Raw genomic sequence first — 14,749 nt, 5'->3', positions numbered from 1 at the left:
ATGCGCCTGACCTTTGATATATTGATTGTTAACATATTATTATCCGATTAAAAATAAAAGTTTACTTTTTATCTTCCTTTTATCCAGACAGCCGAGTATAGCTATGATTCGTTTTTATCTTAATGGCAAGCCGCATCAAGTGCGTGATCTCAACCCTAATACTACCGTGCTTGAGTATTTACGTTTGCATGAGCGTCAGACTGATACTAAGGAAGGCTGCGGTAGTGGCGATTGCGGGGCGTGCACGATTATGGCTCAGCGCCTACCTTCGCAAGATACAAACGATAGCGCCCCTTTTTATACCTTCAACTCTTGCATTACCTTATTATCATTGATGGATGGTCATCATTTATTGACGGCTTCTTATCTAGCGGATAATCCTAGCAACCATCCCGATCGGGCGCTATTGCATCCCGCGCAGCAAGCGATGGTTGAGTGTCATGGCTCGCAGTGTGGATTTTGTACGCCGGGTTTTGTGATGTCATTGGCCAATTTATACGAAAACAGACGCCTGCAAACAGGTCATGACTCAAACGCAAACGCCGACGATACAACCTTTAGCTACGATGAGATCGTTGCTTCTATATCAGGTAATTTATGCCGCTGTACCGGCTACCGACCTATCATTGATGCAGGCTTAAAGATGCAGCAAATCGGTCAACAGCTCGAAAGTGCAAATACGCCATCAAAAGTGCTAAGTTTGGCGACAAATGCTATGGCCAATCATGATTCTCAGACAATCTCCAATAATCAGGCTGAGTCAGACGCTCCATTCGACACGATAGAGCCTGCCTTGACTGATGGCTCAAAGCAGCTATTTATACCACGCTCTATCAGCGAGTTTAATCAATTACTAGCCGTGTATCCCACTGCCACGATCTGGGCAGGAGGCACTGATTTAGGGTTGACCGTTACTCAGCGCTTGATGGATCATGAGGTTATTATTCAGCTCTCAGCGCTCGATGAGTTACAACAATGGTCACTATCAGAGGCTGCTGACACGCCAGAGTTAAGCTTTGGTGCGGGCATGACCTATCAGCAGATGCTGCCGATCTTAGAGCAGCACTTTCCTGCTTTTGCTGATTTATTTGCTAGAACGGCATCCCCGCAGATCCGTAATATGGGCACACTTGGCGGCAATATCGCTAATGCCTCACCGATTGGCGATCTGCCGCCCGTGTTGTTAGCGTTAGAGGCGCGAGTACATCTGCGTCATTGCGATGTGATCAATAAAGAGGCTATTGACAAAGAAGCTAGCACTGATAACGAGCACAAAAAATCATTTGAAGTCTCTGATGAAACCATCTCTTTGGCTGATTTTTTCTTGGACTACAAAAAAACCAAATTGCGTCCAGGTAGTTATGTGGTAGGGGTACATATTCCTTTGATGCAAGCGCATCAGCACCTATTTATTCATAAAATCAGTAAGCGTTATGAAGATGATATCTCAGCCTGTTTATTAGCGGCGAGACTTGATTTGTCTGCAGATGCTACGACGATTACCAATGCTAAAATTGGCTTAGGCGGTATGGCTGCGATTCCATTATTAGCGCAGCATTGCCAGCAAGCGCTTGTCGGTCAAAAACTAGAAGTCGCAAGTTTCAAAGTGGCAGCGGAAGCCATGCCTTTGGATGTGTCGCCGATGACTGATGTCAGAGCCAGCCGCGAATATCGTATGCATGTGGTACAACGCTTACTAGTCAAGTGCGCTAAGCAGTTAATGACTGAGTTACAAACGCAGGGAGCAGTATTATGAGTCATCATTCTAGTCTTTTTGACAGCTATAAGATCCGCCGAGTACGTCCGCCCAAAAACAAAATTGGCACCTCCGCCAAGCATGATAGCGCCATTAGTCATGTGATGGGAACAGCGACCTATGTCGATGATATCCTAAAACCGCAGGACACACTACATTTGGCAATCGGTAAAAGCACTCATGCGCATGCGCGCCTTATCAGTATGGACTTAGAAGCCGTAAGAGCGGCAGATGGGGTCATTGACGTTTTTACCTTTAAAGATTTACCTGCGGCAACTGATATCGGACCGGTGTTCGACGGTGATCCCTTGATGGTCGATACCATCACAGAATATGTAGGCCAAACGTTGTTTGCGGTGGTTGCTACTAGCCACCGCGCCGCAAAAAAGGCCGTTTTAAAAGCCAAAGTGGAGTATCAGCCGCTACCAGCGATAGTGACGGTTGAGGCAGCTTTAGAGCAAGAGCAGTTTGTACGTCCAAGCCACTTCATGCAGCGCGGCGATAGTGAAAGCGCCTTGGGTAGTGCTCCTAAACGCCTGCAAGGTCATATCCATATGTTAGGCCAAGAGCACTTTTATCTCGAGGGGCAGGTTTCTTATGTCGTGCCTTGTGATGATGGCGGCCTTGAGGTTTATACTTCCTCTCAGCACCCTAGTGAAGTGCAGCAGTTAGTCGCTGAAGTGACCGATCTGCCATTTCACGCGGTCAGTACTGTCGTGCGCAGAATGGGTGGCGGCTTCGGTGGTAAAGAAACACAAGCTGCGGCATGGGCTTGTCTAAGCGCTATTGTTGCTAAGCGCTACAATGTACCTGTGAGTATGCGCTTAGATCGTCAAGATGACATGGTGGTCACTGGTAAACGTCATGAATTCTCTAACCGCTATGAAGTTGGTATTGATGATTCTGGACACATCCTAGGCGTCGATATGCAGTTGTCAGGGCTATGTGGTTATTCGCCTGATCTGTCCGATGCAATTGTCGATCGTGCGATGTTCCACTGTGATAATGCTTATTATTATCCCGCTGCAAAAGTCGCCGGTCACCGCTGTAAGACGCATACCGTCTCCAACACCGCTTATCGCGGTTTTGGCGGACCACAAGGTCTGATGACTGCTGAATATATGATGGATCATATTGCCTATACGCTAGGTAAAGACCCGTTACAGGTGCGCTTAGCTAACCTTTATCAAGATGGGCAAACGACTCATTACGGTCAGCCGATCGAGCATTTTGATTTGGCCACTTTGATGGATTCCCTAGCTAAAGATTGCGATTACGATCAGCGTCGTCAACAGATGATAACAGCGAATAAGCAAGCCGAAGCAGAAGGTAGCGAAAAACGCTTAGGTATGGCGCTAACGCCGGTGAAGTTCGGCATCTCTTTTACCGTGCAGCATCTGAATCAAGCGGGAGCTTTAGTACACGTTTATACCGATGGCACCATTCAGATTAATCACGGTGGCACAGAGATGGGACAGGGCTTATATATTAAGATCGCCCAGATAGTCGCCAATGAATTTGAAGTAGACTTAGACACGGTCAAAGTCACCGCGACTCGTACGGATAAAGTGCCGAATACTTCACCTACAGCTGCCTCTTCAGGTACTGATATCAATGGTAAAGCCGCGCAAAATGCTTGTCTTACTATCAAGCAGCGCTTAGTTGAGTTTGCCGCTGAGCATTTTGAGGTGTCGTCTGCTGCGATAACGTTTACAAATAATCATGTGCAGATTGGTGATCAAGAGACTTTAACGTTTGCAGAACTGGTACTGCTGGCCTATCAACACCGCATTAGTCTGTCTGCTACTGGCTACTATAAAACCCCCAAAATATTTTATGATCGCTCTAAAGCCTGGGGCCGTCCTTTCTTCTACTTTGCCTTAGGAGCCGCCTGCTCTGAGGTCGAGGTTGATACTTTGACCGGGGAGTATAAAGTGCTACGCTGCGATATCTTGCATGATGTCGGGCAGTCGATTAACCCCGCTATCGATATTGGGCAGATCGAAGGCGGCTTCGTACAAGGCATGGGCTGGCTGACGACAGAAGAGCTCACTTGGGACGATAAAGGCACGCTGGCTTCCAATAGCCCGGCGAATTATAAAATCCCAACTTCTCATGATCTGCCAAAGCAGTGGAGCGTCAAGCTATTTGATCGCAAAAATAGCGAACAGACCATTTATAATTCCAAAGCTGTGGGCGAGCCGCCCTTTATGCTAGCAGCTAGCGTGTGGTGTGCCATTAATAATGCAGTAGCAAGCTTAGCCAATTATCAGAAAAATCCTAATTTGACTATGCCAGCGACTAGTGAAGCAGTGCTAAAAGCCGTAATGCAGTTGCAAGGGGAGGAGTGGGAGATACCTGCTAGCAACAATCATACTAATGAGATAAGTGCTGATATCAATACTAATGATAGCCCGAAAGTAGAAGCGCAGTTCAGTGCGGATGGCAAGGTAAAGATGGATAATAAAGATAAAGCGCAGCCAGTGCCACATGCTGAGGACAGTAATCCACCTAAATCCGCGGGCGAGCAAGTTGATGAGCAGCCAGAGGCCATAAAAGATCCTAATGTCTCGGTCGCTAGAGGCCCAGCGCACAGTGAGTAAGTCATCTGTACCTGCCATGCCGCCTGAGCGCTGGTACGAAGCTTTAGCGCGTTATCAGCAGCGGGGAGCGGCGCATGTGCTGGCGACTGTCATTGCTATCAATGGCTCAGCCCCGCGTGCGCTGCAAGCTAAAATGATTATCACCCTCGATGATTTTAGCGATACTTTAGGCGGCGGTGGTCTTGAGCACGATGTCATCAGTACAGCAAGACGACTGCTGAGTGGCGAGCTTGAAACGGATGTGGTCACAACTTCTAAAAAGTCAAAGGAAGCGCGTTCTGAAAAGGCTATGACGGTACGCCGCGATGCTGTCTATACTAAGCACTATCCACTAGGGGCTAAGCTGGCGCAGTGCTGCGGTGGTAGTGTCACTATAATGTTTGAGTGCTTCAATATCACGCCGCCCATGTCAATACTGGTATTTGGCGGTGGTCATGTGGCAGCCGCGTTGATGACGATATTGGCAGAGCTGCCTTGTCAGGTAGATTGGGTGGATAGCCGAGCTGAGAGGTTCGATAAGTACGTATCGGCTGAGACTGAGAATATAAATACCATAGATAGTTTAGATGAGCCGACTTATCACTTGCCAAAGCACATTCATGTGCACATTGATGACGATCCTGTTGATTATGTGCGCCCCTTCATAGAGCAAGGCGGCAAACGCTTTATGCTAGTGATGACCCATGATCATGGTCTTGATTTTGAGTTAGTGCGAGCGGCATTAGATGTGCTCAAAGCGGATAAGAAGGCAACCCTTGAAGATAGCTTAACGATGGATACAAATAGCGCTAAGCTCACAGATAACTCGACAACAGGGCTATTTCCTTATATTGGCTGTATTAGTTCAGCGACTAAGGCTAAGCGCTTTTCGGATCGCTTACTGCAGCGCGGCTATAGTGAGACGTTAGTTGAGAGAATCACTATGCCCATAGGCTTACCTATAGGCGGTAAAGAACCGATGGCAGTTGCCGTGTCTATCGCTGCGCAAATTATGCAGCAGCACTATTGTTAATGTTGAGTTGCTAGATTTGAGTAACAACGCCTAAGCATTAAAGTTTAATGACGAGCTTTTTTTAATATCCCTTAGCTATAGTTAGTTTTACGCTGTGAGCTATTAATGACCACTACTGAGCTATTTGTAAGTGCCAATAAAGAGTAACAGAGCACAACATAGCCATAAAAAGTAACTTTTTAAATGACTTTAATCCTTTTTTCTATTAATCATAGCTTATCAACATAAGCGTTATGAATAGAGCGATGAGACCTTTTTATGACTATCCATATTTACCAAGCGCAATTATTACATTACTTGACGGAAGATGATTATATCAAAAGATTGGCAGGCACTAATTCTGAGAAGTCTAACCATCTTGATACTACAATCGTCAAAAAAAATATAACGTTATTACCCGTGGTTGCTGGCGTAAAAGTCTATCCTGAATATATCGCAAATGGCGCATTGGTCGTCGATGATGCGACTGGCCTTATTATTGATTATGGTCATAAAGAAGCTATTTTAGCGAGTTATGTTAATGAGCAAGCAGGCACAGAACCAGTAGAAATTCATGATTATCAGCATAAGCTGATTATGGCAGGCTTTATCGACACTCACGTACATTATCCACAGATAGATATGATTGCTTCTTACGGTGAGCAATTACTCGATTGGCTCAATAACTATACTTTTGTTACCGAAGCCAATTTTGGTGATCCAAAAGTCGCACACGATGCTTCAAAGTTCTTTTTAAACCAGCTTTTTGCTAACGGTACGACTACCGCGCTGGTGTTTGCTACTAGCCATCCTGAGTCCGTTGAGGCGTTTTTTACCGAAAGCGCGCGTCTGAATACGCGGATGATTACGGGTAATGTATTGATGGATCAAAACGCTCCTGAACATCTGTGTGTATCCGCAGAGCAGGGCATTCGCGATAGTCAAAATATTATCGATAAATGGCATAATCATGGGCGTCAGCATGTCGCCATTACTCCTAGATTTGCGATTACCTCAACACCTAAACAGTTGCAAATGGCAGGCGAGTTGTACGCCAATTATGACGATGTCTATTTGCAAACGCATCTTGCAGAGAACCGTGAGGAAGTGGCTTTTGTGCGTGAGCTGTACCCTAATCACAAAGGCTACCTCGATGTCTATGCAGATATGGGACTATTAGGTCGCTATACGACGCTGGCGCATGGTATCTACCTTGAGACAGCTGAGTATGAAGTGCTTCGCGATACAGGCACGCAAGTCTCGCATTGTCCGACTTCTAATCTGTTTTTAGGTAGTGGTCTGTTTGATTTAGCCAAAACGCTTAGCTATACCGGAGTCAGTATTGCCACGGACGTCGGCGCGGGCACCAGTCTCTCGATGCTGACCACTCTAAATGAGGCGTATAAAGTCCAGCAACTACAAAGCAATCCGTTATCCGCGCACCAAGGACTCTATCAAATCACTTTAGGAAATGCGCAATCATTAGTATTGGACGATAAAATCGGTAACTTTATGCCTAATAAAGAGGCGGATTTTGTCGTGATTGACTTAGCAGGAACGGCATTGTTAGAGCGCCGTATGAGTCAGACTAAAACCTTAGAGGAACAGCTGTTTGTACTAATGATGCTCGGTGATGACCGAGTGATTGATGAGACGATCATTGCTGGTGTGAGTCGATATAAAAAAGCTTAATGCTTAAAACGAGTTTTGAAGCTACCGTTTTTCATAGCACTGTTTTTGAATAGCGCTATCATTTAACATAGTCAGCGTTTATTTACTAAGCAGGTCATTTTAGTAAATAAACGCTGGCTTTTTTGTATCTATAAGCTTTAAATAACTATTCTATTTGAATATGTACTTTGTCTCAAATTACACTTAATCTACTGAGTATCTATTAGATGTCGAAATATTTAGCCAAAATTATTTTATTTGCTATGTTAGCGACAGGTGTTTCGCTAGCGGTTTTGATAGCAGTCTATTGGGCTGCTGATAAAAGTGTTGAAGCGCTTAAAAAATGGCAGCTGCCTAACAGTGAGTTTATCGCCATCGACGGTATGCAAGCGCATGTCGTACGATCCGCGCAATGCGCTCATTTAGATACCGCGAAAACTATCGTCTTATTGCACGGTACTTCGGCCAGTTTACATACTTGGCAAGGCTGGACAGATGAGCTTGGCGATGAGTATTGCGTGGTAAGCATGGACTTGCCAGGATTTGGGTTAACTGGTCCTTATACCGATGAAGCAACTCAATATACTAGCGCCAACTATGCCGATTTTGTGATAAAAGTTTTAGATCAATTAAATTTAGATAAGGTCATTCTAGCGGGTAACTCTTTAGGCGGTAAAATCGCTTGGCGTACCGCAGCTCTTCATCCTGAGCGTATCGAGAAGCTTATTTTAGTCGATGCCGTTGGTTACCCAGCCACGCCAAAGAGTATTCCTATAGGCTTTAGACTGGCCGCCTATCCTATACTAAAACCCATTCTGAGCAACGTCTTACCGCGCAGTTTAGTGCAAAAAAGTATTCTAAGTGTCTATGCTGACGACAGCAAAGTCGATGACGTCCTAGTAGATCGTTATTATGAGTTATCATTGCGCCGCGGTAATCGAGGGGCGTTATCCGATAGATTGCGTGAGTTCGATAATATTGAAGATCAGGCGCAAATTAAGCAGTTAACGCAGCCAACGCTTATTTTATGGGGCGCGCAAGATAATCTTATTCCCGCCGAAAACGCTAAGCGGTTTCATCAAGATATTGCTAATAGCCAGCTGAAGATATTCGATAATTTAGGGCATGTGCCGCATGAAGAAGATCCTAAAGCGACGGTCGCTGTAGTCAAAGAGTTTTTAGCCTCATGATTCAATTGAGGACACGCCCTAGGATCTTACCGTTCTCTAACACTTAGTGGGTAATAAAGTCACTATTGATGGTAGCCCTAAATTCACACCTACTGACAACAATAAAGAGTATGTCATAATGAGGTGTTTGTAACCAAAGCAAGGGAGCTCGTATGGCTTTAAATATGTATTATAAAAACGGTCTGTTTCGTAAGACGCGCTGTCAAATCTCTGATGAGCTCGTACCTACGCTTTATCAGGTTCATAATAATGCCGACTTTCCGCAATTAACTTGGCTCATCGATACGCTATATGACAACCCACAGATTGAATCTGACATTGCCAAAGCTTTGGCTGATGAAATGGTAGCGTTTGAGAGAGTGATACTCTCCTTGCAACTGCCTTTCCCTAGAGTGCCATTACAAAAGCTGCATGACTTCTTTGCAAAGGCAGCTAGAGATCAACGGACGATTTATACCAGTAGCGATTGATTATTTAAGCGCTTCCTATCCTTTTATAGCATTTAAAAAGCAGCATCTAAAAAGGTTGAAAGCAAACTTAAGCTGCCAAGCAAACACTATAACCACCTTGAATCCCGCCCAAAATACCCCCATACTCTTAGCACTTATAAACAATAAATAGCCTAAGCAAATATGTCTAATACTTTAAAAAATGCGCCAAACTTAGCAAAAGATAGCTCAGCAAAAGATCTAAATAGTACGATTAGTAATCTAGCTCAAATAAAAGATGCAGATAGCTTTACAGAACTACCTGTGCTTGCTAAAGATAGCCACTATTTAAGCCGGTTAGAGCGTGAGCTAGCGCGTGCGGCTGTAACTAAAAATAAAGCATTCAACCAAAAACAAGCTGCTGATAACACTGACAGTAATAAGCAAGAAAAAGCGCAAAAAGAGCTGGCTAAAAAACGCGCGCAGTACGATAAAATCAAAACGCGCTCACAGCAGACGGTGCAGGCGCGTATCGATAGTATTCCGCAGGACCTGCCAGCGAAGCTCAACCTTGATTTGCCCGTGAGTCAACGTGCCGAGGATTTAGTCCAAGCGATCATTGATAACCAAGTGATTATCGTAGCAGGCGAGACGGGTTCGGGTAAAACGACACAGCTGCCGAAGCTTGCCATGCTAGCAGGCCGAGGTATCACAGGGCAGATCGGGCATACGCAGCCGCGTCGTCTCGCTGCGCGTAGTGTCTCCAATCGTATCGCTGAAGAGCTTGGCGAAAAGTTAGGCAGCACCGTTAGTTTTAAGATCCGCTTTAACGAGCAGGGCACCGCGCAGTCAGTCGTCAAGCTTATGACCGATGGTATTTTGCTGGCTGAACTCGGTCACGACAGATTCTTAAGCAAGTACGATACGATTATTATCGATGAGGCGCATGAGCGTAGCCTTAATATTGACTTTATCATGGGCTATCTCAAAAAGCTGCTGCCTAAGCGCCCTGATCTCAAAGTCATTATCACCTCGGCAACCTTAGACACTAAGCGTTTTAGCGAATACTTTAGTCATTACGATAGCAATCTCAAACGTAAAGTCCCTGCGCCTATCTTCAACGTCGAGGGCCGTAGCTTTCCGGTTGAAGTGCGCTACCGTCCGCTGACCGACGAGCCAGTGACTAGCTCGGATGATGATAGCTATGACGACTTCGAAGAAAACTTGCCGCGTGCGGTTGTCGCAGCGGTAGAGGAGTGCTTTAGCGATGCTCAAAGTAAAGGGCATGCCGATCAGGCTGATATCTTAATCTTTGCCGCGACTGAGGCCGAGATTCGCGAATTGCAAGACGTACTGATTCAATACGGCCCCAAACATACCGAAGTGCTGCCACTATTTGCACGCCAGACTTATGAAGAGCAGCAGCGTATCTTTCAGCCCTCCGGTCGTGGTCGCCGTATCGTTATTGCCACTAACGTTGCCGAGACTGCGCTGACCGTACCCGGTATTCGTTATGTAATCGACTTAGGCTTAGCGCGGATATCACGTTATTCCTATCGCTCGCGCGTACAGCGTTTGCCTATTGAGGCGATATCTCAAGCCGCTGCTAATCAGCGTAAAGGACGCTGTGGCCGTGTCGCGCCTGGTGTTTGTATTCGTCTGTATTCTGAGGAGGATTTTAGTGGTCGTCCTGAATTTACCGAACCTGAAATTCTACGTACTAACTTGGCTTCGGTTATTTTGCAAATGGCGAACCTGCGTCTAGGTAGTGTCGAGGATTTTGAATTCATCGAGCCACCCGATAGCCGTCTGGTTACCGATGGTCATAAGCTGCTCGATGAGCTTGGCGCGATTACTGCCAAAAACGACAAAGCCAATATCCCAAAACGTAAGCAAACCTTGGATCATCTGCGTCTGACCCGTATCGGGCAAAAGATGGCACGTATGCCAATCGATCCACGGCTAGCACGGATGCTAGTGGCAGGTAGCGACTACGATTGTATTCGCGAGATGCTTATCATCGTTGCCGCTCTAGCGGTACAAGATCCACGTGAACGCCCTGCAAATAAGCGTCAACAAGCCGATCAAAAGCACGCTGAGTTCCGTCAAGATGACTCGGATTTCTTATTTTATTTGAGTCTTTGGAAGGCGCTATTTGAGACTGACGAAAACGGTAATAAGCTCTCTGGCAATCAGCGTAAAAACTTCACCAAAAAGAACTATCTTAGCTTTCCGCGTGTGCGTGAGTGGAATCAAACGCATCGGCAACTTGTGCAAATGGTCACTGATTTAAACTTAACCGACGTAAGCGAGGTTAAGGGCGATGCTAAAGCCAAGGGCAAACCAGCCGATATTAAGAATGTTAAAAACAGTAAAAACGCTAATAAAGACTCAAATAAAAAACAAAGCAATGAAAAAGGGGTAAGCAATGACCCCACCGTTATCGACGATGAGGAAGTCAAAGCGGTTAAATACGCCAATTTACACCGGGCGCTGCTAACAGGCTTGCTTTCTACTGTGGCGCACAAAACGGAAAGCCGCGGCGAGTATCTGGCCGCACGTCAGCAAAAAGCTAAAATTTTCCCAGCCAGTACCGTATTTAAGCAAGTGCCGCCTTGGGTGATGGCTTTTGAAGTGGTCGAAACCTCACAAGTCTTTATGCGTACCGTTGCCAAGATTGAGCCTGAATGGATCATCGCTGAGGCTGGTAATCTGCTCAAATATCACTACTTCGAGCCGCATTGGTCGAAGAAAACAGGCCGCGTCAAAGCCTACGCACAGATCAGTCTGTTCGGACTAATTATCATCTCTAAGCAGCTGACTAATTATGAGCAAATCAATCTGTCTGAGTCGCGCGAGATTTTTATCCGCGATGGTCTTGTCACCGGTAATCTAGGCCGACAAGCACCATTTTTGCAGCACAATATGGATAAGATTGCGCATGTTGAACGCATAGAAGATAAGCTGCGCCGCCGTGATTTACTGGTTGATGAAGAGGCGCTGTATCAGTTCTATGATAAAAAAATACCTGAGCATGTCGCTAGTCGCAAAGCCTTCGAAGATTGGCGTGCGGAGATGGAAAAGAGCGATCCTAAGTATCTGTTCTTTACCGATGACGATGTGCTTAATAGCCAAGCGCCGACCACAGGCGACTTCCCAGAGATTTGGCAATTAGGCGATTTGCGCTTGCCGCTGCGTTACGTGTTTGATCCTGCTAGTGACGATGATGGGGTGACCATTCGGGTGCCACTTGCTGCACTGCCGCAGCTGGACGCCATTGAGCTGTTATGGGGTGTACCGGGCTGGCGCTATGAGCTGGTACTACAACTGCTTAAATCCTTACCCAAAGACATTCGCCGTCAAATCGTACCGATTCCAGATACTGCTGATAGCTTGTTCGATGAGCTCAAAATAGAAGCCGAGCAAGGTTTGCTCAAGCAGCTTTGTCATGCGCTTAATCGTCGCGGTATCATGTCAGTCACTCCTGATAAGTTTGACCCTTCCTCTATCGACCGCTACTTGCAGCCGCAGATATCGGTCGTCGATGATAAAAATCGTATTATCGAAAAAGGCCGTGATCTACAAACGTTGCAAATCCGTCATGCTAGCGAGACCAGTCAAGCGGTGACCGAACAGCAAGGCGCGCATACGAGTTTCCCTGAGCACTTTACTTTTAGTAAAAATCGTCATAGCGCGGGCGTGGTAATGAAGCAGTTCTCCGCTTTGGTCGCCGACGAAGCAGGTACAGCGGTGTCGATTCATCAATATACTGACGTCAATGCCGCACTGGAAGCACATCGCATGGGCGTATTGACGCTGATTAAAGCTAAGCTTGGCGCCAAGAAAAAGCAGCTCACCAGCCAAATCGACAAGATATTTAAACTTGCCTTTGCACCCCTTGGCGATATGGAAAAGCTTAAAACTATCGTTATTGATGCGGCGCTCGATGCGACTTTAGAGGAGCACTACGTATTATTTGATCATAGTTCTGATCTGCCTGAGAGTGCCGATAGTATCGCGGTTGGCTTAGCTGAGGAGCTTCCTTTTACGTTAGAGGAGTATCAGCAAACTCAAGAGGTAGTGGTCAATAATTTCCTGCTGACAGGTCAAAGCGTTATTAAAATTCTCAAGGAAGTCTATACGCGCTGGCAACGTATTCGCCAGAGCCTACTGATGCTCGATCGGGAGGTGTTCGGCGAATCGATTGATGATATCGAAGATCAGCTGTCGGACTTGTATCTGGCGGACTTCGTCTACCGCATGGATTATAGTCATTGGCAACAGTATCCGCGCTATCTAGAAGCATTAGAGCTAAGGATTGAGCGGCTTGAGCATAATCTTGAGTCCGATCTTGAAGGCGTCTATGCGCTCGATTTGCACATGGAGCGACTGGTTAACCGTGCCAGTGACGCCGCTATTAGCGAGTATCGTTGGATGGTGGAAGAATACCGTATTCAGCTCTTTGCCCAGCCGATGAAAACTCGTATGGCGGTGTCCCCGAAACGCCTTAAAAAGGTTTGGGATGAGACGCGTTAAAAAATTGCATGCCAATTTTAGCGTCGCAAGGAAGCTTTTGTTTGAGCGAGCTTTAAATAGAATTTTTTGGACACGTTAAAAAATTGCATGCTGACAGAAAATCATAGATTTTCTCTTGAGCTAGGAGCTCTTTATTAAAATCAGCCCTTAAAGGGGAACTTTCGGACGCGTTAAAAACTGTCTGTTTTACTCCCAAACCTAACGCGTTTTTTCGGATAAATCCTTACTTATAAGTTTGCTAAACAAGGAGAGTAAAAATGTGGGATGAACGCTACAGTGAACCAGGCTTTGCCTATGGTACTGAGCCTAATGATTTCTTAAAAGTAGAGCTTATGAGAATACCTAAAGGCGGGTGCGTTTTATGCCTAGCTGAAGGCGAGGGTAGGAACGCGGTGTTTTTAGCCGAGCAAGGTTATGAAGTCACTGCCATGGACTTATCCGAAGTTGGCTTACGTAAAGCGCAGCAATTAGCTGACGATAAAGGCGTAACCATCAGCACGCAAGTGGCTGATTTGTCGGATTACGAGTTTGAAGCCGATCGTTGGGACGGTATCGTCTCCATTTGGGCGCACGTTCCTGAGACCATTCGGCAGCAAATCCATTCACAGATTGCTCAAGCTTTAAAACCCGATGGTGTATATTTATTAGAAGCTTATACTTACGAGCAAACTAAGATGGATGCGGTTGGTGGGCCACCTGCTGATCAACAAGATCGTTTTGGCTCGTTGGTAAATTTACGAGCAGAGCTTACAGAATTGGAAGAAGTGATAGGCGTTGAAAAACAGCGTATGATATCAGAAGGCACGCGCCATCAGGGGTTAAGCGCAGTAGTACAGTTTATCGGTAGAAAAAAATAGGCTCAAAAAATATCTTAATTGACTGATTATTTATTTAACTGATTATATGGTAAATATTTCTGTCATAAAAAAAGGGTGACAGATTTTGCATCTATCACCCTAAATTTATTCTTAAATAGTGTCTTAGCGATTACATAGTGCAGTTTACGCTGTATTCTTTACCATTAGCGAGCTTTGCGCTGATGATACCGTAGTCTGCTTTGGTCTGCCATTGTAGGTTCATTTTAGGGTTGTCATTATTGACATAGCGCGCGCCAGAACCAGATACCGCTTGTGTCATGATAACTTTTTGATTGCTAATACCGAATTTTGGCATAGTGATATTTAAGTTAGCAGCGCTACCATCTGCAGCATAAGCTGCTGTAACTTTGCCATTGCCTTCGCAAGTATAAGAATTGACGACTTGATTAGTAGCACCTGTTTGATCATTACCCACAAATGGATTATTCGCACATGCGGCTAAAGCTAAAACAGCTGGTGTTAGTACTAATAATTTTTTCATAACTTTCCTCAAGAAATTTAAGAATGAAGTGTTTAAATGCCAACGAGTATCCTACACTTTAATAAAACTATTCTCGTTATCATTTGATATCTGTCTCGTAAACATCGTGTTTCAAAGTGTATAAGTTTAAGTTTTAAGCTAGGGTGTGTTGACATATATAGAATAATTGATAATCATAGTGTTATGACTAGATTAACCCTAAGTGATGCCCAGTG

Annotated in this window: 9 protein-coding genes; 8 read left to right on the top strand and 1 reads right to left on the bottom strand. The window is 45.4% G+C overall.

From position 1 onward, the window contains the following. Positions 1-103: 103 nt before the first annotated feature. From ACS8FD_RS10750 to ACS8FD_RS10715, 8 genes are all read left to right on the top strand, one after another. Entirely contained in the window at positions 104-1,756 is a 1,653-nt protein-coding gene (locus tag ACS8FD_RS10750) for a xanthine dehydrogenase small subunit (protein WP_439275843.1), read from the top strand. Then, positions 1,753-4,359: a xanthine dehydrogenase molybdopterin binding subunit gene (gene xdhB / locus ACS8FD_RS10745; protein ID WP_439275842.1), complete on the top strand. Its 2,607-nt coding sequence runs from the start codon at positions 1,753-1,755 to the stop codon at positions 4,357-4,359. Before ACS8FD_RS10750 ends, xdhB begins: the two co-directional genes overlap by 4 nt. Further along, the gene (locus ACS8FD_RS10740; protein WP_439275841.1) at positions 4,352-5,371 is read left to right on the top strand and encodes an XdhC family protein; all 1,020 of its coding nucleotides are present in this window, start codon (positions 4,352-4,354) and stop codon (positions 5,369-5,371) included. Before xdhB ends, ACS8FD_RS10740 begins: the two co-directional genes overlap by 8 nt. A gap of 258 nt (positions 5,372-5,629) precedes the next feature. Beyond that, positions 5,630-7,042, top strand: a complete 1,413-nt coding sequence (gene guaD, locus ACS8FD_RS10735; protein ID WP_439275840.1) for a guanine deaminase — start codon at positions 5,630-5,632, stop codon at positions 7,040-7,042. Between the two features lie 206 nt (positions 7,043-7,248). After that, positions 7,249-8,211 (top strand): alpha/beta fold hydrolase, encoded by a 963-nt coding sequence (locus tag ACS8FD_RS10730; protein ID WP_439275839.1) that lies wholly within the window; start codon positions 7,249-7,251, stop codon positions 8,209-8,211. Positions 8,212-8,363: 152 nt separating this feature from the next. Then, positions 8,364-8,681 carry a hypothetical protein gene (locus ACS8FD_RS10725; protein WP_439275838.1) on the top strand — a complete coding sequence of 106 codons (318 nt, stop codon included), beginning with the start codon at positions 8,364-8,366 and terminating at the stop codon, positions 8,679-8,681. A gap of 162 nt (positions 8,682-8,843) precedes the next feature. Continuing rightward, positions 8,844-13,175 (top strand): ATP-dependent RNA helicase HrpA, encoded by a 4,332-nt coding sequence (gene hrpA, locus ACS8FD_RS10720; protein WP_439275837.1) that lies wholly within the window; start codon positions 8,844-8,846, stop codon positions 13,173-13,175. A gap of 257 nt (positions 13,176-13,432) precedes the next feature. Next, positions 13,433-14,032, top strand: coding sequence for a class I SAM-dependent methyltransferase (locus ACS8FD_RS10715; protein WP_439275836.1), 600 nt, complete (start codon positions 13,433-13,435; stop codon positions 14,030-14,032). 130 nt (positions 14,033-14,162) lie between these two features. On the opposite strand, the gene ACS8FD_RS10710 is transcribed toward ACS8FD_RS10715, so the two are convergent. Then, positions 14,163-14,534 carry an MliC family protein gene (locus tag ACS8FD_RS10710; protein WP_439240888.1) on the bottom strand — a complete coding sequence of 124 codons (372 nt, stop codon included), beginning with the start codon at positions 14,532-14,534 and terminating at the stop codon, positions 14,163-14,165. Positions 14,535-14,749 lie beyond the last annotated feature (215 nt).

Source organism: Psychrobacter sp. 1U2, from assembly GCF_051847575.1.
Note: the sequence above shows the minus strand (reverse complement) of the source record. Positions and strands in the feature narration are given on the sequence as shown.